The organism is Ruegeria sp. I3, from assembly GCF_056532525.1.
The window spans coordinates 590,269-610,451 of the sequence record NZ_JBQFNI010000001.1 but is presented as its reverse complement, the minus strand read 5'-3'; the positions used below and the strand labels follow the sequence as shown (position 1 = coordinate 610,451).

General features: G+C 57.7%; 23 protein-coding genes and 1 other RNA gene. 15 read left to right on the top strand and 9 right to left on the bottom strand.

From position 1 onward, the window contains the following. Positions 1-28: 28 nt before the first annotated feature. Both ACR0L9_RS03185 and rpmG read right to left on the bottom strand, forming a co-directional pair. A complete protein-coding gene (locus tag ACR0L9_RS03185) occupies positions 29-535 on the bottom strand; it encodes a membrane lipoprotein lipid attachment site-containing protein (protein ID WP_170392214.1) in 507 nt (168 codons plus the stop codon). A 207-nt stretch (positions 536-742) separates the two neighbouring features. Further along, a complete protein-coding gene (gene rpmG / locus ACR0L9_RS03180; protein ID WP_010441901.1) occupies positions 743-910 on the bottom strand; it encodes a 50S ribosomal protein L33 in 168 nt (55 codons plus the stop codon). 380 nt (positions 911-1,290) lie between these two features. Here rpmG and ACR0L9_RS03175 point away from each other — a divergent pair, with 380 nt between their 5' ends. After that, positions 1,291-1,623 (top strand): GYD domain-containing protein, encoded by a 333-nt coding sequence (locus ACR0L9_RS03175; protein ID WP_170392216.1) that lies wholly within the window; start codon positions 1,291-1,293, stop codon positions 1,621-1,623. A gap of 6 nt (positions 1,624-1,629) precedes the next feature. Here ACR0L9_RS03175 and rnpB read toward each other — a convergent pair. From rnpB to gatC, 5 genes are all read right to left on the bottom strand, one after another. Then, positions 1,630-2,023, bottom strand: an RNA gene (gene rnpB / locus ACR0L9_RS03170) — RNase P RNA component class A. Between the two features lie 124 nt (positions 2,024-2,147). Next, the gene (locus ACR0L9_RS03165; RefSeq protein WP_255611736.1) at positions 2,148-2,819 is read right to left on the bottom strand and encodes an N-acetylmuramoyl-L-alanine amidase; all 672 of its coding nucleotides are present in this window, start codon (positions 2,817-2,819) and stop codon (positions 2,148-2,150) included. Next, the gene (locus tag ACR0L9_RS03160; RefSeq protein ID WP_170512388.1) at positions 2,803-3,507 is read right to left on the bottom strand and encodes an excalibur calcium-binding domain-containing protein; all 705 of its coding nucleotides are present in this window, start codon (positions 3,505-3,507) and stop codon (positions 2,803-2,805) included. The genes ACR0L9_RS03165 and ACR0L9_RS03160 overlap by 17 nt, the downstream gene beginning before the upstream one ends. Before the next feature lie 41 nt (positions 3,508-3,548). Then, positions 3,549-5,036, bottom strand: a complete 1,488-nt coding sequence (gene gatA / locus ACR0L9_RS03155; RefSeq protein WP_170609441.1) for an Asp-tRNA(Asn)/Glu-tRNA(Gln) amidotransferase subunit GatA — start codon at positions 5,034-5,036, stop codon at positions 3,549-3,551. Between the two features lie 3 nt (positions 5,037-5,039). Further along, a complete protein-coding gene (gene gatC / locus ACR0L9_RS03150; RefSeq protein WP_170392224.1) occupies positions 5,040-5,327 on the bottom strand; it encodes an Asp-tRNA(Asn)/Glu-tRNA(Gln) amidotransferase subunit GatC in 288 nt (95 codons plus the stop codon). Between the two features lie 224 nt (positions 5,328-5,551). Here gatC and ACR0L9_RS03145 point away from each other — a divergent pair, with 224 nt between their 5' ends. Together ACR0L9_RS03145 and ACR0L9_RS03140 are read left to right on the top strand one after the other, a co-directional pair. Next, positions 5,552-5,710: a hypothetical protein gene (locus ACR0L9_RS03145; protein ID WP_170401611.1), complete on the top strand. Its 159-nt coding sequence runs from the start codon at positions 5,552-5,554 to the stop codon at positions 5,708-5,710. A 154-nt stretch (positions 5,711-5,864) separates the two neighbouring features. Beyond that, positions 5,865-6,428 (top strand): DUF4202 domain-containing protein, encoded by a 564-nt coding sequence (locus ACR0L9_RS03140; RefSeq protein ID WP_170392228.1) that lies wholly within the window; start codon positions 5,865-5,867, stop codon positions 6,426-6,428. Positions 6,429-6,458: 30 nt separating this feature from the next. Here the strand turns inward: ACR0L9_RS03140 and ACR0L9_RS03135 are convergent, their stop codons facing one another. Then, entirely contained in the window at positions 6,459-7,142 is a 684-nt protein-coding gene (locus tag ACR0L9_RS03135; RefSeq protein WP_170609443.1) for a ceramidase domain-containing protein, read from the bottom strand. Positions 7,143-7,199: 57 nt separating this feature from the next. On the opposite strand from ACR0L9_RS03135, the gene ACR0L9_RS03130 reads away from it, so the two are divergent. Both ACR0L9_RS03130 and ACR0L9_RS03125 read left to right on the top strand, forming a co-directional pair. Beyond that, complete coding sequence (locus tag ACR0L9_RS03130; RefSeq protein ID WP_170392232.1) at positions 7,200-7,892, top strand: metal-dependent hydrolase; 693 nt, start codon at positions 7,200-7,202, stop codon at positions 7,890-7,892. Beyond that, positions 7,892-9,058, top strand: coding sequence for a M24 family metallopeptidase (locus ACR0L9_RS03125; protein WP_170420698.1), 1,167 nt, complete (start codon positions 7,892-7,894; stop codon positions 9,056-9,058). The genes ACR0L9_RS03130 and ACR0L9_RS03125 overlap by 1 nt, the downstream gene beginning before the upstream one ends. Here the strand turns inward: ACR0L9_RS03125 and ACR0L9_RS03120 are convergent. Then, positions 9,055-9,507: a nucleoside deaminase gene (locus ACR0L9_RS03120; protein ID WP_170392237.1), complete on the bottom strand. Its 453-nt coding sequence runs from the start codon at positions 9,505-9,507 to the stop codon at positions 9,055-9,057. The genes ACR0L9_RS03125 and ACR0L9_RS03120 overlap by 4 nt on opposite strands. Before the next feature lie 61 nt (positions 9,508-9,568). Here ACR0L9_RS03120 and ACR0L9_RS03115 point away from each other — a divergent pair, with 61 nt between their 5' ends. From ACR0L9_RS03115 to ACR0L9_RS03070, 10 genes are all read left to right on the top strand, one after another. Next, positions 9,569-10,384, top strand: a complete 816-nt coding sequence (locus tag ACR0L9_RS03115) for a pseudouridine synthase (protein WP_480444218.1) — start codon at positions 9,569-9,571, stop codon at positions 10,382-10,384. A 175-nt stretch (positions 10,385-10,559) separates the two neighbouring features. Next, positions 10,560-11,474 carry a 5-bromo-4-chloroindolyl phosphate hydrolysis family protein gene (locus ACR0L9_RS03110; RefSeq protein ID WP_480894737.1) on the top strand — a complete coding sequence of 305 codons (915 nt, stop codon included), beginning with the start codon at positions 10,560-10,562 and terminating at the stop codon, positions 11,472-11,474. 29 nt (positions 11,475-11,503) lie between these two features. Then, entirely contained in the window at positions 11,504-12,694 is a 1,191-nt protein-coding gene (locus ACR0L9_RS03105; RefSeq protein WP_170392243.1) for a toxic anion resistance protein, read from the top strand. After that, a complete protein-coding gene (locus tag ACR0L9_RS03100; protein WP_170512426.1) occupies positions 12,694-13,665 on the top strand; it encodes a DUF2927 domain-containing protein in 972 nt (323 codons plus the stop codon). Before ACR0L9_RS03105 ends, ACR0L9_RS03100 begins: the two co-directional genes overlap by 1 nt. Before the next feature lie 22 nt (positions 13,666-13,687). Continuing rightward, on the top strand, positions 13,688-14,836 hold the full coding sequence (locus ACR0L9_RS03095; RefSeq protein ID WP_480894735.1) for an SPFH domain-containing protein: 1,149 nt from the start codon (positions 13,688-13,690) through the stop codon (positions 14,834-14,836). Positions 14,837-14,871: 35 nt separating this feature from the next. Next, positions 14,872-15,963: a TFIIB-type zinc finger domain-containing protein gene (locus ACR0L9_RS03090; RefSeq protein WP_480894733.1), complete on the top strand. Its 1,092-nt coding sequence runs from the start codon at positions 14,872-14,874 to the stop codon at positions 15,961-15,963. Positions 15,964-16,026: 63 nt separating this feature from the next. Further along, positions 16,027-16,695: a nitroreductase gene (locus tag ACR0L9_RS03085; protein WP_480894731.1), complete on the top strand. Its 669-nt coding sequence runs from the start codon at positions 16,027-16,029 to the stop codon at positions 16,693-16,695. A 22-nt stretch (positions 16,696-16,717) separates the two neighbouring features. Then, positions 16,718-17,155 (top strand): D-aminoacyl-tRNA deacylase, encoded by a 438-nt coding sequence (gene dtd, locus ACR0L9_RS03080; RefSeq protein ID WP_480894729.1) that lies wholly within the window; start codon positions 16,718-16,720, stop codon positions 17,153-17,155. Further along, entirely contained in the window at positions 17,155-18,258 is a 1,104-nt protein-coding gene (locus ACR0L9_RS03075; protein WP_480894728.1) for a glycerate kinase type-2 family protein, read from the top strand. The genes dtd and ACR0L9_RS03075 overlap by 1 nt, the downstream gene beginning before the upstream one ends. Before the next feature lie 334 nt (positions 18,259-18,592). Further along, complete coding sequence (locus tag ACR0L9_RS03070) at positions 18,593-20,179, top strand: ABC transporter substrate-binding protein (protein WP_170392257.1); 1,587 nt, start codon at positions 18,593-18,595, stop codon at positions 20,177-20,179. Positions 20,180-20,183 lie beyond the last annotated feature (4 nt).

Genomic DNA, 20,183 nt, shown 5'->3' with positions numbered 1-20,183 from the left:
GGCTTTTACTTAGATTGTGTAAGCTAAATTAACGGCAGTTCAGTGGCACTGCAAAACCCGAACTGCGCTCGGACGAACCTTTGCGGTATACATCACCCGCGGGCAAGCATCCGGTAAAGCGTTCTGTTTGAGCGCCAAAGGCCGAGCCCACCGATGTATCAACTTTGGTGGAGTTGTTTTCCGTACGCAGGACGCCGAACAACTGACCGTTTACACTGACATTGCTCAGGTACAGATTGGTATCACTGCCAGTGAGCTGAACTGAATTCGCATCTGAGCGACCGCCATTATCGATTGCGACACCCGCGATCTTTTCAAGCTCGGCTTTGTCCGATGTAACCTGGACCGTTGGCAGCTTGGCCAGTTCCGCCGGGATGTTGGTTTCTGGCGGCAAAAAGGCTACGGCGCCTTTTACATCCGACACTGTGCGCGGTTCACCATCAATCCCGGTGAAACCAACACCTTCGCGGTTAAAGGGGTCTTCGCAGGCTGACAATGTCAGAACAGCAAGAGCGGGCAACAAGATTTTTTTCATGGCGGTCAACATTTTGGAAAGGGTTGCTGAAGCGTAGCGGCAGGGGATTAGAAAAAGCAAGCCGCTGAGATTCAGAACACCCAAACCTCTGATGCGCCCCTGCAACGCCCCCGCTTGGTTTAGGCCGACCAAGAGATACCCCAAAACAATACAAAAAAGGACCCTGCATGGCAGAGTCCTTCTTCAAAAAGTATGTCAGAGGGCAGATTACTTGATCTTGCCTTCTTTGTACTCGACATGCTTCCGAGCGACCGGATCGTATTTACGAATGGTCATTTTCTCGGTCATGGTGCGCGCGTTCTTCTTGGTCACGTAGAAGTGGCCCGTGCCCGCGGTCGAGTTCAGACGGATCTTGATTGTCGTCGGCTTCGCCATGGTTATCTCCTGCGTCCGAAAAGGCAGGGGCCTTTCGGTTGAATCCTTATGAGCGTGCGCTTTTAACCGCTCATGCGCCCAAGTCAACCGGATTCGCCGCGTTGGGGGAACAATTCCTGACATGGCTTCAAGAGCAGTCGATTTGGAACGCTCACGATTCTGTGATAGTGTCGCCGGAACCTCCGAAGCCCGTTTTGCGGACTTAGGTAATACCGGGCCGGATGTAAATTCCGGCAGACAACACCGCTCACAACTATAGCAACGCCCGGCTGTCTATTTGGCCGGGTCTTTTCCGGTTTGCGCGCAATCCTGCACGCGACACGGCCAGGGAGTCGGCCGCTTTTAGCGCTCCGAATAAACTGCAACCAAGGGAGAGAAATATGCCTGTTTTCATTACCTATGCTTCTTATTCGCAAGATGGGGTCAAAGGAATGTTGGCAAAACCGGAAGATCGCACCGGTCCCGTCAAGGCCTTGCTTGAGAAAGCAGGCGGTAGACTGATCTCATTTTATATAACCACCGGAGGCAATGATGTCGTCGTTATCAGCGAACTGCCTGAAGGCAGTGATGCTGTGGCAATTGGCATGGCCGTCGCGGGCACGGGTGCGGTTTCGAGGATCGAGACCGTTCGCGCATGGTCGGCGCAGGAATTTGTTGCCGTCGCCGAAAAAGCTGCAGCACTTGGCGGCACCTACACACCTCCGGGCGGGTAACAGGAGATGCGCGGAGGGCCTGTAAGCCGGATCCTGTTCCAGGGTTGCCCCCTTCGATGACCATTCCTCTAGGCCGTGCATTGCTGCGCGGCTCGAGCTGCCAACCCGGTCCCTCTCGGCCAAGGCGTGCCTAGCGGCGGTATCGGTTTGCACCGACCGGCCCGCGCGGGGACCCTATTCGGCATTGCTCCCGGTGGGGCTTGCCGTGCCGCCACTGTTGCCAGCGGCGCGGTGGGCTCTTACCCCACCGTTTCACCCTTGCCACACATGTGTGGCGGTCTGATTTCTGTGGCGCTTTCCGTCGGGTTTCCCCGCCCGGGAGTTACCCGGCACCGTTGCCTTGTGGAGTCCGGACTTTCCTCTCGGGCCTAACGACCCCAGCGGCCATCCGGCCCTCCGCGCGTGGGTTGGGTAGGCTCTGTGCGTGATGGCGTCAAGAGGGGTTGGGGTGGCGAAGGGGCCAGCCCCTTCTTGGCCTACGGCCAATTCATCCCCGAGACATTTTTGGCCAGATGAAGGGCGGATCAGGTCGATTTTGGGAGCGGACAGAGGGCTATGAGATCATCGAGGTGCAAGGGGCCTGAGGCCCACGGGCGATAGCGCAGGCGTGTGGAATTTAGGAGCGTCTTCTCGTCGCTTGTCGCTGTGTAGCCCCGGTTCTGCGCCAGCTCGCGGAAGTTGACGTTCGGTTCGAGGGCAGTACCACGCCGAGCGGCAAGGCGCTGGTGTTCCAGCCTTTGCCAGTCGAACCGAGGGCCGGGGTCGGACTTGCGGCCCGGTGCCATGTCGGAATGCCCGATCACACCCTCTGGCGCGATGGTCCAACGCTGCATGAGTTCGGGCAAAAGCTGTTCCAATACACGCATTTGGGGTTCGGCAAACGGGTGATCTCCGCCATTGTCCAGCTCGATCCCGATCGAGCGGGAGTTTATGTCGGCTTGCCCTTGCCACTCCCCTGCCCCGGCGTGCCAAGCGCGATCTTCCTCTCGGACAAGCTGCCAGAGCGCACCGTCACGACCGATCAGGTAGTGGGCGGAGACCTCGGGACCCGGATCGCAGAGACGTTCAAGCGCGGCAGCAGCGCTCTCCATTGCGGTGTAGTGCAGCACGATCAGCTTGGGTGACAGCCCATCCCGACGGGGGCCGAAATTGGGCGATGGGTGCCAGATGGGGGAGAGCTTAGTTGTTGACGGCACTGCGGAACGGGCTGGGGTCCCAGCCGCAGGCGTAACCGTCGCCATCCGGATCCAGCCCTTTGCGGTCACGCTGGGGGCCTCCATTCGACAGAAACTCAATCTGCGCCTGATCAGGAGAGGCGAACTGAGCGCAGTTGCGCTGTGCCTTGGCCTGCAGGTTAAATCCGGCTCGGCTGTACAACTGGGTACCGATGGGGTTCGAAGTGCTCAGGGCGTATTGCACGATATTGGGTTGCCCGTCAGAGCCGCGCTCGGGCACGGCAGTAGGGGCGACGACCTCGTAAGACTGCCGATTCTGTTCGATACGAGCGGCGTCGGCATCGATACTGCGACGGTTCGAGACAGCCTCAAAATCCTGCTCATCAGAGATACTTGGGTTGTTTGTTGCAGTCAGAGGCGCGACGCGCGTCTCTTGACCCGACGTATTCGCCAAGGCAATGGCCGTCTGGTTGGCGATGTCAGAGGCGTCGCCTGTTGGTACGGCACCAACAGCCCCCTGCGCCGAGAGCGGCTGTTCGGAAACCGCCTCGGGTGGCGCAAGCGGATTACCGGCCAGACCCTGCCCGGCCAGTTCGGCCTCGCGCTGCGCCTGATATTCCGGCGTATTGAAACCGGTACCCGAAACAGGGGTAACGGTATCACATGCCGCGATCAGCCCAAGGGCCGGGATCAGAAGCAATTTGCGCATTTGGCTGCTCCGGTTCTTTATTGCCGTGTCAGGTTTGAGGATTACCACCATTTTCCGGGCTTGGCCACAAACCCAGCCGCGCTCTCTAGCGCGTAGGCGGTGTTGAGCAGATCGCCTTCCTCCCACGGACGGCCGATCAGCTGCAGACCCAACGGAAGGCCCTGTTTGTCCAGACCAGCAGGCACCGAAATACCGGGCAGGCCAGCGAGATTCACTGTCACGGTGAACACATCGTTCAGGTACATCTGAACAGGATCAGCCTCGGTCATCTCGCCCAGACCGAACGAGGCCGACGGCGTTGCCGGGGTCAGGATCGCATCAACGCCTGCGGCAAAGACATCTTCGAAGTCCTTCTTGATCAGGGTGCGGACCTTGCGGGCGCGGTTGTAGTAGGCGTCATAGAAGCCTGCAGACAGCACGTAGGTGCCGATCATCACCCGGCGCTGGACCTCATGGCCGAAGCCTTCGGCGCGGGTCTTTTCGTACATCTCGGTGATGCCATCGCCCTGAGCCAGCTGTGCACGGCGGCCATAACGGACACCGTCATAGCGGGCGAGGTTCGACGACGCCTCGGCAGGAGCAATCACGTAATAGGCAGGCAGCGCATATTTGGTATGCGGCAGCGAGATATCGACGATCTCGGCGCCTGCGTCTTTCAGCATCGCAGCGCCATCAGTCCAGAGCTTTTCGATCTCGGCGGGCATGCCGTCCATGCGGTATTCCTTGGGGATACCAATTTTCTTACCTTTGATATCGCCGGTCAGCATTGCCTCAAAATTCGGCACGGCCAGCTCGGCGCTGGTGGAATCCTTGGGGTCATGACCGCACATGGTTTCCAGCATGATCGCTGCGTCACGGACGTTCTTGGTCATCGGACCGGCCTGATCCAGAGAAGAGGCGAAGGCCACAATGCCCCAGCGCGAGCAACGACCATAGGTTGGCTTGATGCCGGTGATACCGACAAAAGCAGCAGGCTGGCGGATCGAACCGCCGGTATCGGTACCGGTCGCGGCCAGACACAGGTCAGCCGAGACAGCCGAGGCTGAGCCACCGGACGAGCCGCCGGGTGTCAGCTGTGCATCGTCATTGCCGCGCCGCCACGGGCTGACCGCATTGCCGTAAACGGATGTTTCATTAGACGAACCCATCGCGAACTCGTCCATGTTCAGCTTGCCCAGCATCACAGCACCAGCATCCGCCAATTGTTGCGACACGGTGGATTCGTATTCGGGCTTGAACCCCTCGAGAATTTTCGAGGCCGCTTGCGAGGGCACGCCCTTAGTGCAAAACAGGTCCTTGATACCGATGGGCAGGCCGCACATCGAAGGCGCGTCGCCGCCTTTGATCCGCTCATCCGCCGCCTTGGCGCGCTCCAACGCGATCTCGGGCGTCTTGTGGACAAACGCGTTCAGCGCGTCTGCTTCGTCAATGGCCTTCAGGCAGGCCTCGGTCAGTTCGACCGAGGTCACTTCTTTGGTACGCAGCGCGTCGCGGGCCTCGGCCAGGCCCAATTTGTTCAGTTCGCTCATGACTTACTCCACAACTTTTGGAACAGCGAAGAACCCTTCGCGCGCATCGGGGGCGTTGGATAGGACCTTGTCCTGCTGGTTTCCATCGGTGACCACGTCCTGACGACGCTTCAGGCGCATCGGCTCGACCGAGACCATCGGCTCGACGCCTTCGACATCCACTTCGTTCAGTTGCTCGATAAACCCGAGGATATTGTTGAACTCGGACGCCAGCGCAGGCAGCGCATCATCCTCGACCTTGATCCGGGCCAGTTTGGCCACCTTGGCGGCGGTGCTTTGGTCAATCGACATCGGAAACCCTCATCTACGTTAGGGGGCGTTTACCTGCCTGCCGCAACACTCGCAAGAGCGACAGGCGGCAGACGCGGATTCAAACCCAATATCGCCAGCTGCCATGCATATTTGAATGGCTGATATGCAAATAAGTAAACCGATTAGTTCAGTTTTGCCATTGAAAAAATGAACCGAACAGTTCACCTCAATATCGTGACGCAACGAGAAATCGGAGACACCTCATGAAAACCCTTCTTCCCGCCTTCATATTGTCCGCTCTGGTTCTGACCTCGCCCGCCCTGGCTTTGGGTATCGATATGAACAATCTGACCCGAAACCTTAGCTTCCCCGCGCCTGTTTCGGAGCCCGTGACGAGGGACCACACCCAGGCAGGCAAATAACCCTGACCTGCGCGCCGGATCGGTATGCCCCCTCCCGATCCGGCGCTTTTTACAATTGACTGCTGCACCCATTCCAACAACTCGTTAGCATGGTCTTGGACCAAACGCCGAACCACCCGTCAGGTGCAGTTCAGGCGAGCTAACGGAGCAGAGAATGAGCACACGCAAGCAAACCGTTCTGGACGCAATTGACGCAGCAAATGCGCAAGACCCTAATATGGAGGACGGCCAGCCGGTCGAGCTGCTTTATGGCCAACGCATGAGCGCAGAGCTGGATCGGCTATTTCCCGATGCGTCGGATGCTTTACAGATCGCCGCACGTGGTCAGCATGTCGAACGCTGGAAGCTAAAGCGCACTGAATACCCCGAAGGACGTGCAGGGTATCTGGCCTGGAGGAAGGCGCAAGGCGTATATCACGCTGACGTTGTGCAAGGATTCATGGAACAGGCTGAATATGGTGCGGACGATATAGAAGCCGTCGGGCAAATGCTGCGCAAACAGGGGATCAAGCGCAATGCCGAAGTACAGGCGCTTGAGGACGTGATCTGTTTCGTTTTTCTGAAATGGTACTTTGAACCTTTTGCCGCCAAGCACTCCGCCGAAAAAATCCAGCGCATTGTTGAAAAAACGGCTTTCAAGATGTCAGCCGAAGGCCGCGCGCGCGTATTGGCTGAATTTGATCTGCCCGAGGCTTTGGCTGCTGCGTTCAGGGATTAACCAATCAGGATGATGCTTCGGTGGTTCTGATCAATGTCCTGATCCTGCAGCCACCGCAGCTCCGGCAGGTGGATTTCGGATCGCCCGCAGATAAACCTCAATCATCCAGCCCAACATAACTGCATTCAGAATGTGCCACATAAAATGCGTCCCCGTTGGCAGATACCCGCAAATTGGAGTGTCCAGTGATCGAAAGGTGATCGAGGTGATCAGGACAGTTGCTCCTATTGTCAGCCCACGCGCAGTGTCCGGGGCTTTCCGGCGCAACAGGACCGCATAAATCAGAATCAATAGAGGAACTGGGGCGTATGCCGCCGAGCCACCAAGGCCAGGCACCAACTGGAATAGCGGGATCGTCAGCGCCACGTATGGAAAGAATAGCGCGGTCAAACCCAGCGCGTATCTGTTGCTCAGCCGCCAGACATCGCGATTCACTGCGTAGATGTAAACGAGGATGTACAGCAGAATTGGCGTCACATCCAAGATCGCCGCCCAAACCTGCGCATATGTATGGAACAGATAGCTGCCAATTCCGATCATCGCCAATATGACAACCAAAGCCATCGCCAAAGGTGCGCCCTGCCCGCGCGCCCTTTGCCACATCACAAATGCAGCAATAAGAAAGGCCGCATTGGTAATCGCGTTTATCGGCTCGGCCCAATACGCGGGCGAGAGCCGCTCACAATATCCATCAACATACTGCGTCCAATCCATAGATTTTTACATAGCCGATGCTAGGCTAACTCCAAGCGGAAAATGGGAGGATTCTCTATGGATATCATTTGGCTGGGACATGGCAGCTTTCGCATCGAAACAGCAGGACAAGTTCTATTGATCGATCCCTGGCTGACGGGCAACCCGTCTTTGCCCGAAGATCAGCATGACGCAGCCGTTGCGGGCGCGACGCATATCCTGCTGACTCATACTCATTTCGATCATGTCGTCGATGTGCTGCCGCTGGCCAAACATCTAAACGTGCCCGTGGTCGGGCAATACGACCTGATGGGCTACTGGGCCGAGGCTGAAGGCATTGAAACGGTCGGATTCAACAAAGGTGGCACGGTTGACCTAAACGGTGTCAAATTAACGATGGTGCCTGCCTCGCACAGCTCGACCTTCTCGACACCTGATGGTCTGCGTACGGGTGGAACCGAAGTCGGCTATATGATCGCGTCCGAGGACCGTATGCTCTATTTCTCTGGCGATACCGACATTATGGCCGACATGGAGTGGATGGGTGATTATTATAAACCCGATATCGGCATCCTTTCGGCAGGTGGCCACTTTACCATGGACATGAAGGGCACTGCCTATGCTGCCAAGCGGTATTTCAATTTCAAGACAGTGATCCCGTGCCATTACAAGACCTTTCCGATCCTTGCACAATCGGCTCAGGAACTGGCTGACGGGTTGCCCGGTGTCGATGTAATCGAGCCCGAGGTCATGCAGGCGATTTCTCTCTGATGCCCGCGTCGGATTTCAGCGCGCAGGAATACGCTGACCGCATTCACAAGACCCGTTCTGCGATGGATCAACAGGGTATCGAGACCTTGTTGATCACGGACCCATCGAACATGGCGTGGCTCACCGGTTATGACGGTTGGAGCTTTTACGTACCGCAGATGGTCATCCTGCCCGCTAGCGGATCGCCCCTTTGGTGGGGCAGAACGCAGGACAAGGCGGGGGCTGCGCAGACCACCTGGCTGGACCCCGAGGACCTGCTGGACTGGCCCGAAGAGCATGTTCAACACCCGGAGCACCACCCGGTCGACGCCCTTGTCCTTGCGTTGCGGGATCGCGGCTGGACCGCTGGTATCGGCGTAGAGATGGATAACTATTACTACTCAGCCGCCAGCCACCGTATCCTCGAACGCGCCTTCGGTGCATTGATTGACGCCACAGGGCTTGTGAATTGGAAGCGCGCCGTAAAAAGCGATGCCGAGATCGCAATGATGCGCAAGGCGGGTCAGCTGACCGCACATATGCACGGAGTTCTGCGTGACGCATATCGCGAAGGATTGCCCAAAAACCAACTTGTCGCCGAAGTGCAGGCGGCAGGCATCGCCGGACTGCCCGGCCTAGCCGGAGATTACCCTGCTATCGTGCCGATTGCACCCTCCGGTCGTGAGGCTTCTGCCTCGCACATTACTTGGAACGACCGACCTCTGGCGCGGGATGAGGCGACCTATTTCGAAATCTCCGGCTGCTATCGACGCTATCACTGCCCCGCCAGTCGCAGCCTGTTTCTGGGTGATCCCCCGGATGATATCCGCCGGGCCGAAGCCGCCGTTCTAACCGCTATCGACGACACAATGACCGCCGCACGCCCTGGCATCACCTGCGAAGAGGTCGCGGCTTGTGTCTATGACAGTTTCGCCCGCGCGGGGTATGTCAAAGCCAACCGCACCGGCTATCCCATCGGGCTCAGCTATCCGCCCGACTGGGGCGAGCGCACCATGAGCCTGCGACCCGGTGACACGACGGAATTGCAAGAGAATATGACCTTTCACCTAATGCCCGGCCTCTGGACCCCAGACTGGGGACTGGCGATTACCGAAAGCTTTGTGGTGACGTCAGATGGGGGCAAGCCCCTGGCTGATATCCCACGTGAGATGGTCGTAAAAACTTAACCGCGCTGCGTCGCGAAGAAGCGTTTCAGCAGCGCGGCAGCCTCTTCGGCGGCAATGCCGTCATAGACTTCGGGTCGATGGTGGGCCTGTGGGTGCGAAAACACCCGCGCGCCATGCGCGACACCGCCAGATTTCGGATCGGAAGCGCCGTAGTAGATGCGCCGGATGCGTGCTGCGGCCAGCGCTGCGGCGCACATGGCACAAGGCTCAAGGGTTACGTAAAGGTCATGATCGGGTAAACGCTCGGACCCGGCCGCGGCACATGCGGCGCGCAGAGCCAGAATCTCAGCATGGGCAGTGGGGTCATTCAACTCGCGGGTGCGGTTCCCATCTGCGGCCACCACCTGCCCGTCGGGCGCGACGATCACCGCGCCGACCGGCACTTCACCTCGGTCTGCTGCCGCCTGTGCCTGTTCCAGCGCCTGTTTCATGTGGGATCTGAACTTCATGCCTCTGACTGCCTCAGAAACCCGTCTTTCGCAAGCCGCCGGGATGGGTTATGGCCGGAGGATGACCAATACCCCTCCTCCCGGCGACCGGATCGCCAAAGTGCTGGCCCGCGCCGGTGTCGCCTCGCGCCGCGAAGCTGAACGCATGATCGAAGCCGGACGTGTGACCGTGAATGGCAAGGCGATCAACAGCCCTGCGCTGAACGTAACCGCCAAGGACAGGATTACCGTCGATGGTAAACCAGTATCCGAGCCCGAGCCATCACGCCTGTGGCTCTATCACAAGCCACCGGGACTGGTGACGACGGCGCGTGACGAAAAAGGCCGCAAGACGATTTTTGACGACCTGCCCGAGGATATGCCCCGGGTCATGAGCGTCGGGCGACTCGATCTGAACTCGGAAGGATTGCTGCTGCTGACTAATGATGGCGGCATCAAGCGCAAGCTGGAACTGCCCTCAACTGGATGGCTACGCAAATACCGGGTGCGGGTAAATGGACGCCCCAAAGACGAGGATTTCGAACCGCTGCGCAAAGGCCTGGTAATCGATGGTGAGCGGTTTCAACCCATGACCGTGACACTGGACCGTCAACAGGGCGCGAACGCTTGGCTGACCATCGGCCTGCGCGAAGGCAAGAATCGCGAAATCCGCCGCGCTATCGAAGATATCGGTTATGTGGTGAACAGGCTTTTGCGGGTTTCTTACGGCCCATTCCAACTGGGCAACCTGAAACCCGGCGAGGTTGAAGAAATCCGCCGCCGTGTCATGCGCGACCAACTGGGGCTGGATGCTGAGGATAGCGGAATACCCCCGGCCAAACGCCCTGCTCGACCGCAGCGCAAAAGACCAGCAATCGGCAAGAAACCTCGCAAGTGACGCGGGTTATTCAACCTTCCCCCTAGCGCCAAGCCCTCGTATCGCCTAAATTTTCCCTGATGGTCACAGTTGGGGGGCGCTATGTCCGGGACCGGAGTACAAAAATTGGCCTATGCGGCCCTGTTGGTGCTGTTGTTCGGCGTCTGCACCGGTCTGTTGGGGGGCCTGTAGCGAAATGGCCAAACGGTACGGCGGCAAATTCAGCCCAGAAGGCGATGTTTCCTCGCAGGATCAGCCATCGCGTGGCCAATTCGATGGTGCCCGTGTCGAACCGGCAGGTGCACGCGCGAACATCCTGTTTGTCCCGGCGATACCACTGGTGTTTCTGTCTCTGAACGATGGCGCGATCGGAATGACCATCGGCCTGGTTGCGGCAGGGCTACTGACCGCTGCCGCGTTTCTGCTGCGCGAAGGTTTAAGGGCCGAATCCGCTTACAACGCCCGCCGCACCGCACGCAGACCTGCGTTTCCCCGCAAGATGTTTTCCAGCGTTCTGACCGGTTTGGGGGCGGCGCTAGCCTCATACCGGACCGAATTTCTGGACGCCGAAACAGCATCACAGGTAAGCCTGCTGGCCCCCATCCTGTTTGGCGCCGCTGCAACGGTTCTACATTCGGCTTCCTTCGGCCTCGACCCAATGAAGGACAAAGGAATGGAGGGTGTCGACACCTTCCAGCAGGACCGTGTCGCACGCGTGGTCGAGGACGCCGAAACCCATCTGACCCAAATGACAGATGCAATAAAACGCGCAGGTGACCGCCGGATCGAAGCGCGGGTCGAACGCTTTCAGGATACAGCCCGCGATCTGTTTCGCACGGTCGAGGAAGACCCGCGCGATCTGGCTGGTGCCCGAAAATACCTGACGGTTTATTTGCAGGGCGCGCGCGATGCGACGGTGAAGTTTTCGGACGTCTATGCACGGACGCGTGATGCGCAGGCGTTGGCGGACTATTCGGCTTTGCTGGACGATCTTGAACAGAATTTCGCGGCGCGGACGCGAAAGATGCTATTGGATGACCGCAGTGATCTGACGGTTGAAATTGATGTGCTGCGCGACAGGCTGCAGCGCGAAGGCGTCCGGTTGGACTGACCGGCTTTTATGTAAGCGAGGATTACCCCATGTCCGATGAGATCAAGAACAAGGCAGTCGAGGCTGAAACGCTGGTGCAGGAAGTCACCGCCGTCGCTCTCCCCGAGCCGCAGGCCGAGATTGTCCCGCTGGAAGAGGCCGACGAACCGGTTGGTGCCGAGATCCGCAAGCGGATGGGCGAGATCGACATGGGCGACACAAACTCGATCGTCTCATTCGGATCATCCGCACAGGCGGAATTGCAAGAGATCAGCCAGGCCATGCTGGCCGACGTGCGCAACAAGGATGTGGGCCCGGCGGGTGACAGCCTTCGCAATATCGTAACAACGATCCGGGGGTTTTCAGTCAGCGAACTGGATGTGCGTCGCGAACGTAGTTGGTGGGAAAAACTGCTGGGCCGCGCTGCACCCTTTGCCAAGTTCACAGCGCAGTATGAAGACGTTCAAAGCCAGATCGACCGGATCACTGATGATCTTCTGGGGCATGAGCATACACTGCTGAAAGATATCAAGTCTTTGGATCTGCTGTACGAAAAAACGCTGGAGTTCTACGACGAACTCGCACTGTACATCGCAGCGGGAGAGGAGAAGCTGACCGAACTGGACAGCCACGACATTCCTGAAAAAGAGGCCGAAGTTCAGGCCGCGCCCGAAGACCAACAGGTGATGAAAGCGCAGGAATTGCGCGACTTGCGTGCCGCGCGCGATGATCTGGAACGCCGGGTCCACGACCTGAAGCTTACCCGTCAGGTGACGATGCAATCGCTGCCCTCCATCCGTCTGGTGCAGGAAAATGACAAGTCGCTGGTGACCAAGATCAACTCGACCCTCGTCAACACAGTACCGCTCTGGGAAACCCAGCTGGCACAAGCTGTCACCATACAGCGCAGTGCCGAGGCCGCCGCTGCCGTACGTGATGCCAATGATCTGACCAATGAATTGCTGACCTCGAACGCCGCCAACTTGCGCGAATCCAATAAGATGATCCGCGAAGAGATGGAACGCGGTGTCTTTGACATCGAAGCCGTCAAACAAGCCAACGCAGATCTGATCGGCACCATTAATGAAAGCCTCGCCATTGCCGACGAAGGCAAAGCCAAGCGTGCCGCCGCAGAGGAAGAGCTTAAGAAGATGGAAGCCGAGCTGCGCGACACACTCGCATCGGCCAAGGCGCGACAGGACGGGATCGGCGACAATGCCGGAACGGCTGTTCCCGGATAATGGAAACAGCGGGCGTGCGGCCATTTCATCGCGCTAAGATTGCAGTATTGGGCTTGTCGCTGCTGGCATTTGCTGGCTGCGATGAGGCATTGACGACGACGATCGCTCCTGAACCTCAACCTGCCCAGCCGCAAGGCCTGAGCAATGCATATCAAGCGCCCTCACCAGCGAGCCTTGATCTCGCGCGATACTATGAAAGCGTACAAAACAACTTGCTGACGCGCGGGTTGCTGAGAACCGATGGCGGTGGCCCTGATACGCCCTATGATGCCGATGATCTGGCTCGGAACTTTGAGACCATAGCGTTTTATAATGAATATCCGGGGCAAGCCGTTGCCAGCGGCAGCAGTCGCACCAGCCGACAGCTTAGTCGCTGGTCGTCGCCGGTTCGCATAAAGCCCGAGTTTGGTCCATCGGTTGCACCTGAAGTCCGCCAGCAAGAGACCGCCCGAATTGACGCCTACGCCAACCGCTTGTCGCGGCTCACTGGACACCCGGTCTCAACCACCACCCGGAATGCAAATTTCCACGTCTTCGTGGCGGGTGAAGATGATACCGCTTATGTGCAAGCCCGGCTGCGACAACTGATCCCGGGCATAGGGCAGGCACAACTTGACCTCTTCGACAAACTGCCGCGCTCTTTCTATTGCTTTGTATTCGCTTCGGCGTCGAACAGCGCGCCACAGACATATACCCGGGCTGTTGCCCTGATCCGGGCGGAACATCCCGATCTGGTGCGCCTGAGTTGCGTCCACGAAGAGATCGCTCAGGGATTGGGGCTGCCGAATGACAGCCCGTCTGCCCGGCCATCAATCTTCAACGATGACGACGAGTTCGCCCTGCTCACAAGCCATGATGAAAAACTACTAACCATTCTATACGACCCACGCCTCAAGCCAGGCATGACAGCTGACGAAGCGCGGCCAGTGGTCCGTATCATTGCACGCGAATTGATGGGGCAGTCGCTCTGACCCCGAAGACAGGAGAAATCCAATGGGAATTTTTGATTTTCTGACCGGTGAATTCATAGATGTCATCCACTGGGTCGACGATACGCGCGACACCATGGTCTGGCGGTTCGAGCGTGAAGGACACGAGATCAAATACGGCGCCAAGCTGACCGTGCGCGAAGGTCAAGCGGCGGTCTTTGTGCATGAGGGGCAGTTGGCAGATGTTTTCACCCCAGGTCTCTACATGCTTGAGACAAACAACATGCCGATCATGACGACGCTGCAGCATTGGGATCACGGCTTTCAGTCTCCGTTCAAGTCTGAAATTTACTTCGTTAACACGACCCGGTTCAATGACCTGAAATGGGGCACCAAGAACCCGATCATGCTGCGCGATCCCGAGTTTGGACCAACACGCATCCGGGCCTTCGGCACCTATACAGTGCGGGTCAAGGACCCGGCGAAATTCCTAGTAGAGATCGTAGGCACCGATGGTGAATTCACCATGGACGAGATCAGCTTTCAGATCAGAAACATCATCGTGCAGGAATTCAGCCGCGTCATCGCAGGCTCGGGCATTCCAGTTCTCGATATGGCGGCGAACACTGCCGATCTGGGCAAACTGATTGCCGCCGAGGTGACACCGGTGCTGGACGGATATGGTTTGAGCATGCCCGAGTTCTACATCGAGAACATCTCGCTGCCACCAGCGGTCGAGGCCGCGCTGGACAAACGCACATCGATGGGGTTGGCGGGCGATCTGGGCAAGTTCACGCAGTATTCCGCAGCCGAAGCGATGACCGCAGCGGCCAACAATCCCGGTCAGGGTGGCGGCATGGGTGCCGGTCTTGGCATGGGAATGGGTATGGCGATGGCACAGCAGATGTCGAACATGGCAGCGGGTCAACCAAGCGGCCCTTGGGGCGGTTCCGCCCCCGCTGCCCCGCAAGCCTCAGCGCCTGCGGCACCGCCACCCCCGCCACCCGTCGAGCATGTATGGCACATCGCGGTGGATGGCCAGACCAGCGGGCCGTTCTCCAAGGCCAAGATGGGCCGTATGGCAACTGATGGTGAAATCACGCGTGATACCCACGTCTGGACCGCCGGTCAGGACGGTTGGAAGAAGGCAGGCGACGTGCAGGAACTGGCACAGCTGTTCACGATCCTGCCTCCGCCGCCTCCGGGCGCGTGATCTGACATTTGGTAACCTGATTTCGAGGTTCTGTCATGGCGAAAGACGAACACCGTTTCCCCTGCGACCAATGCGGGGCGGATTATCGGTTCAATCCCGGTGACGGAACGCTGACCTGCGATCATTGTGGCAACACCAGAACGATCGGTGCTGGCCCATGGGGTGGTGCGAGTCTGCGAGAGCTGGATTTCGACGCCGCCATCGCGGATCGCTTGCCTGACAGCGAGATTGAAGAAACCCGTGTTCTGACTTGTCCAAACTGCGCGGCTCAGGTTGAGTTTGATCCGAACACCCATGCTGCGGAGTGCCCGTTCTGTGCCACTCCGGTAGTGACCGATACAGGCGTTAGCCGCCATATCAAACCCCGCGGAGTGTTGCCCTTTGCACTGGAGGAACGCTCGGCCCACAAGGCAATGGGGGATTGGCTGGGCCGACTGTGGTTTGCACCCAACGGGTTGAAGGAATACGCTCGAAAGGGACGCAAGATGCAGGGCATTTATGTCCCGTATTGGACCTTCGACGCTGATACCAAGTCGAGCTATCGTGGGGAACGCGGTGTGGTGTATTACGAAACTCGCACTGTGATGCGCGATGGAAAGCGCGTGCAGCAACAGGTCCCCAAAGTGCGCTGGACGCCAAAATCCGGACGGGTTGCACGGCTCTTTGACGATGTTCTGGTGTTGGCATCAGAATCGCTGCCCAAATCCTATACCGATGCGCTGGAGCCATGGGACCTGCCTGCGCTTGAGCCATACCAGCCGGAATATCTGGCCGGTTTCCGCGCCGAGGCATACACGGTCGAACTGCGAGAAGGTTATCAAGAGGCCCGCGCGCATATGGCACGGGTGATCGAGCGTGACGTGCGGTTCGATATCGGAGGCGATCGTCAGCGCATTCACGCTGTCGACACCGAAGTGCGCGATGTTACATTCAAACACATCCTCCTGCCGGTTTGGATGGCGGCCTATAAATACCGTGGCGAAACCTATCGTTTTGTGGTCAATGGCCGGACCGGCCGCGTTCAGGGCGAGCGTCCCTGGTCCGCAATCAAGATTACGATCGCCGTGGTTCTGGGCCTTCTCGTTGCGGCCGGCGTCGGGTATCTGGTGGCAACTGGACAGCAATAAAGCTGATAAGCAGAGCACGCTCATGGAACCTACTCCTCGGCATGCCTGAAAGGAGATGTTGAATTGCACCTTGACGCTCTGAACGCGCTCTTGGCCGATCGTTTTTCTTGCCGTGCCTTTCGCACGGACCTGGTGCCGCGCGAACAGATTGAACAGATCGTCGCCAGTGCTGCGCGTGTTCCAAGCTGGTGCAACGCGCAACCCTGGCAGGTCGTCATCACCAGCGGGGCCGAGACAGACCAGTTTCGGGACGCGTTGCAACACGAAGCTTCGCACGTTGCGCCTGCTCCGGACCTACCCTTTCCAACCGGCTATTCCGGTGTTTATCAAGAGCGCCGTCGCGCCTGTGGCTGGGCCCTCTACAAAGCGGTTGGTATAGAAAAAGGTGATCGCAGGGCCTCGGCGCAACAGATGATGGAAAACTATGCTCTGTTCGGCGCCCCACATTGCGCCATACTGTCCAGCCCTACTGAACTGGGCCCTTACGGCGCGATGGATTGTGGTGGCTTCGTGACCGCATTTTCACTGACGGCGCAGGCCCTGGGTGTGGCTTGTATCCCGCAGGCAGCGGTAGCGGCCCATGGCGCATTTCTTCACCGTTATTTCGGGATATCAGAAGATCGCTTGATTCTGTGCGCGATTTCGTTCGGATATGCGGATATGGATCACCCGGCGAACGCGTTCAGAACGGAACGTGCCGCGCTGGATGAAGTGATCGATTGGCACGAATAGCAATAGAATACAGGACCTGCAGATGCGCGCCTTACTTCAAAGAATTTCCAGTGCCTCGGTCAAAGTCGATGGAACAGTGATCGGGCGATCGGGCCCCGGATTGATGATTCTGGTTTGTGCGATGCAGGGGGATGGAGAGACACAAGCTGATCAATTGGCTGAAAAGATCGCAAAGCTTCGTATCTTCAAGGACGACGCGGGAAAGATGAACCTGTCGATATTGGATATTGAGGGCTCGGCCCTAGTGGTCAGCCAGTTCACCTTGGCAGCTGACACATCGCGTGGAAACAGGCCTGGGTTTTCCGGGGCCGCCCCGGCGGCTGAGGGCGAACACCTCTACGAGGCGTTTGTACACAACCTTTCATCGCGGGGCATTCCGGTTGAGACAGGTGCGTTCGGAGCTGACATGGCGGTAGAGTTGGTCAATGACGGTCCAGTCACAATTTGGATGGAAAGCTGATGCAGAGTTCGCAACAGGCACAGGACATTTGGCGCGCAGGTGTGGCGGCAGTTGATGGATATCACGCAACACTGGAGGCCACTCGGGCGATCAAAGCCCCAGATCAGATATTGGCCGTTGGAAAAGCCGCAGGGGCCATGGCCCGTGCCGCCGTCGAACGGTTTGGCCCAGTGCCCACTCTGGTGGTTACCAAGGATGGCCATGGCCACGACCTGCCTAAGCATATTGTGGTGATAGAAGCTGCACACCCGGTTCCCGATGCCCGCAGTCTGAAGGGTGGGCAGGCATTGCGCGAAACGGTTGAGGCGATGAAACCCGACAGCAAACTGCTTCTGCTAGTTTCGGGAGGGGCTTCTTCGCTTGCCGAGGACCTCGTGGCCGGTACGACATTGGATGATCTTGAGGCCCTCAACCAAAGACTGCTGAGTGAAGGTCTCGACATCGGTGCAATGAACACGGAACGGCGCAAGCTGTCCCGGATCAAGGGTGGCGGATTGTTGTCGGCATTCTCAGGGAAAAGTGTGACCGTTCTGGCGATCTCGGACGTCCCGGGTGATGATCTGGGTGTTATTGGCTCCGGTATCGGATCGTCGCCTGAAGAACCGGAGTTTTCTGCCCACACCGCGATAATCGCATCAAACGCACACGCGCGCGACGCCGCAGCATTTGCGGCGGAGAACTCAGGCATCAAGGTCCTCGACAACGAAGAAGCGATGCACGATGACTATCTCTCGGTTGCAGCTAAATTAGGAGATCGGCTGCGGAATATGCCCAAGGGCGCCATGGTATTTGGCGGCGAACCAACCGTGGTCCTACCTGATGCGCCAGGGCGCGGTGGGCGTAATCAGGCCCTTGCTCTAGCACTCGCGCGCGAAATCGCAGGGCAATCTGATTTGACCGTCATCGTCGGAGGAACAGATGGCACCGACGGGCCAACAGATGCAGCAGGCGCCATCGTTACCGGTGACACTTGGTCTGATAAGGCGCAAGCGTATCTGGACAATGCAGATAGCGGCAGTTTCCTCGACAAGGCGGGGGCGCTGTTGGTCACGGGACCCACAGGAACAAACGTAATGGATCTGATTGTTGCAATAAAAAACTGATCCTAGACCCTGACTCCGCCCATCCGAAAAACCCACCAGATAGAATCACTTAAAGGCCGGAATGGCGTTTGATCTGTGGAACGAAAGTTCATGCAAAACTGACCAGGCAACTATCGGATAATTTGTTCAGGTCAGAGTAAGTAGTTAGGAATAAGGGGTTTTGGATTTCCAAAGGCTCATAACAAGATCATCTGGCGCGATCAAAGGCGGAACCTCCCCATTATTTCAAGAGATTTGCACTTGCCCGCTGCCCTGAATTGCACCTAAGTTGACTCATGCGTCAATAAAAAGCCCGCCAACGGGCTGAACATCCTATCAACTGGGAGAAATCTGGATGAACGAACAACTCACTCACATGTCAAAGCAGGTCACAGCTGGAAAGCTGACCCGCCGTGAATTCATGGGCAAAGCAGCGGCACTGGGTGTCTCGGCCGCAATGGCAAGCACTATGTTTGCCGATGCGGCACGTGCCGCTGGTCCGAAAAAGGGCGGCGATCTGAAATTCGGTTTGCAGGGTGGTGAATCAACCAACTCACTTGATCCGGCAACCTACGCAAGCTCAGTCCCGTTCCAGAACGGCAAGCAGTTCGGAGACCAACTGGTCGAAGTGGCGCCCGACGGAACCATCGAACCGCGCCTGGCTGAAAGCGTCGAAGGAAGTGCAGACGCGAAAGTATGGACGTTCAAGCTGCGTCAAGGGGTCGAGTTCCACAACGGCAAGACCATGACCAGCGAAGACGTGCTGAAAACTATGCAGCGCCACTCGAACGAAGATTCCAAATCAGGTGCCTTGGGCATCATGAAAGGCATCGAGTCGATGAAGGCCGATGGAGATAATTTCCAGGTCACACTGACCGAGCCGAACGCCGACCTGCCGTATCTAATGGCCGACTATCACCTCATCATTCAGCCCGATGGCGGCATGGATAATCCGGCGGCAGGTATCGGCACCGGCCCGTACAAACTAGAAGTGGACGAACCCGGCGTCCGTCACTTGTTCACCAAGAACGAAAACCACTGGAACAGCGATTTCGGCAATTTTGACAGCGTAGAAGTTGTTGTGATCAACGATGCGACGGCACGGACCGCTGCACTGCAGTCCGGACAGGTCCACGCCGTCAACCGCGTTGAACCCAAAGTTGCCGACCTGTTGGGCCGTGCGCCTAACCTGACGGTGCATTCAACCGCTGGTCGCGGTCACTATGTCTTCATCATGCATTGCGACACGGCTCCGTTTGATAACAATGAACTGCGCACCGCACTGAAGTACGCCATCAACCGCGCAGAATTGGTTGACAAAGTTCTGCGCGGCTATGGCTCGATCGGGAATGATATGCCGATCAATTCAGCCTATCCATTGTTTGATGAAACCATCGAACAGCGCGAGTTCAGCGTTGAAAAGGCAGCAGAGCACTATAAGAAATCTGGGCATGATGGATCTCCGATTATTTTGCGCGTTGCCGATGGTGCGTTCCCAGGTGCTGTAGATGCTGCTGCTCTGTTCCAGCAGACTGCTGCACAGGCCGGAATTCCGCTTGAAATCAAGCGTGAGCCCAATGATGGCTACTGGTCCGAGGTTTGGAACGTTCAACCCTTCTGTGCGTCTTATTGGGGCGGCCGCCCGGTTCAGGACCAGATGTACTCGACTGCATATCTGTCGACCGCAGACTGGAACGACACGAGGTTTAAGGTTCAGGCGTTTGACGACTTATTGTTTGCAGCAAAGGCGGAACTCGACCCTGAGAAACGCAAAGCCATCTATAGCCAGATGGGTCAAATGGTACGCAACGAAGGCGGCCTGATCTGCCCGATGTTCAACGACTTTGTCGAAGGCGTCAGCAACCAGCTGGATGGATGGGAATCTGACCCGACGCAAGAGATGATGAACGGCAACATATCCCGCAAAATGTGGTTCGTCTAAAACG

What these genes read in the sequence shown, in the direction of transcription:
- ACR0L9_RS03185 (WP_170392214.1), bottom strand. Translation starts at nt 535, where the DNA reads ATGAAAAAAATCTTGTTGCCCGCTCTTGCTGTTCTGACATTGTCAGCC.
- rpmG (WP_010441901.1), bottom strand. Translation starts at nt 910, where the DNA reads ATGGCGAAGCCGACGACAATCAAGATCCGTCTGAACTCGACCGCGGGC.
- ACR0L9_RS03175 (WP_170392216.1), top strand. Translation starts at nt 1,291, where the DNA reads ATGCCTGTTTTCATTACCTATGCTTCTTATTCGCAAGATGGGGTCAAA.
- ACR0L9_RS03160 (WP_170512388.1), bottom strand. Translation starts at nt 3,507, where the DNA reads ATGCGCAAATTGCTTCTGATCCCGGCCCTTGGGCTGATCGCGGCATGT.
- gatA (WP_170609441.1), bottom strand. Translation starts at nt 5,036, where the DNA reads ATGAGCGAACTGAACAAATTGGGCCTGGCCGAGGCCCGCGACGCGCTG.
- gatC (WP_170392224.1), bottom strand. Translation starts at nt 5,327, where the DNA reads ATGTCGATTGACCAAAGCACCGCCGCCAAGGTGGCCAAACTGGCCCGG.
- ACR0L9_RS03145 (WP_170401611.1), top strand. Translation starts at nt 5,552, where the DNA reads ATGAAAACCCTTCTTCCCGCCTTCATATTGTCCGCTCTGGTTCTGACC.
- ACR0L9_RS03140 (WP_170392228.1), top strand. Translation starts at nt 5,865, where the DNA reads ATGAGCACACGCAAGCAAACCGTTCTGGACGCAATTGACGCAGCAAAT.
- ACR0L9_RS03135 (WP_170609443.1), bottom strand. Translation starts at nt 7,142, where the DNA reads ATGGATTGGACGCAGTATGTTGATGGATATTGTGAGCGGCTCTCGCCC.
- ACR0L9_RS03130 (WP_170392232.1), top strand. Translation starts at nt 7,200, where the DNA reads ATGGATATCATTTGGCTGGGACATGGCAGCTTTCGCATCGAAACAGCA.
- ACR0L9_RS03125 (WP_170420698.1), top strand. Translation starts at nt 7,892, where the DNA reads ATGCCCGCGTCGGATTTCAGCGCGCAGGAATACGCTGACCGCATTCAC.
- ACR0L9_RS03120 (WP_170392237.1), bottom strand. Translation starts at nt 9,507, where the DNA reads ATGAAGTTCAGATCCCACATGAAACAGGCGCTGGAACAGGCACAGGCG.
- ACR0L9_RS03115 (WP_480444218.1), top strand. Translation starts at nt 9,569, where the DNA reads ATGACCAATACCCCTCCTCCCGGCGACCGGATCGCCAAAGTGCTGGCC.
- ACR0L9_RS03110 (WP_480894737.1), top strand. Translation starts at nt 10,560, where the DNA reads ATGGCCAAACGGTACGGCGGCAAATTCAGCCCAGAAGGCGATGTTTCC.
- ACR0L9_RS03105 (WP_170392243.1), top strand. Translation starts at nt 11,504, where the DNA reads ATGTCCGATGAGATCAAGAACAAGGCAGTCGAGGCTGAAACGCTGGTG.
- ACR0L9_RS03100 (WP_170512426.1), top strand. Translation starts at nt 12,694, where the DNA reads ATGGAAACAGCGGGCGTGCGGCCATTTCATCGCGCTAAGATTGCAGTA.
- ACR0L9_RS03095 (WP_480894735.1), top strand. Translation starts at nt 13,688, where the DNA reads ATGGGAATTTTTGATTTTCTGACCGGTGAATTCATAGATGTCATCCAC.
- ACR0L9_RS03090 (WP_480894733.1), top strand. Translation starts at nt 14,872, where the DNA reads ATGGCGAAAGACGAACACCGTTTCCCCTGCGACCAATGCGGGGCGGAT.
- dtd (WP_480894729.1), top strand. Translation starts at nt 16,718, where the DNA reads ATGCGCGCCTTACTTCAAAGAATTTCCAGTGCCTCGGTCAAAGTCGAT.
- ACR0L9_RS03075 (WP_480894728.1), top strand. Translation starts at nt 17,155, where the DNA reads ATGCAGAGTTCGCAACAGGCACAGGACATTTGGCGCGCAGGTGTGGCG.
- ACR0L9_RS03070 (WP_170392257.1), top strand. Translation starts at nt 18,593, where the DNA reads ATGAACGAACAACTCACTCACATGTCAAAGCAGGTCACAGCTGGAAAG.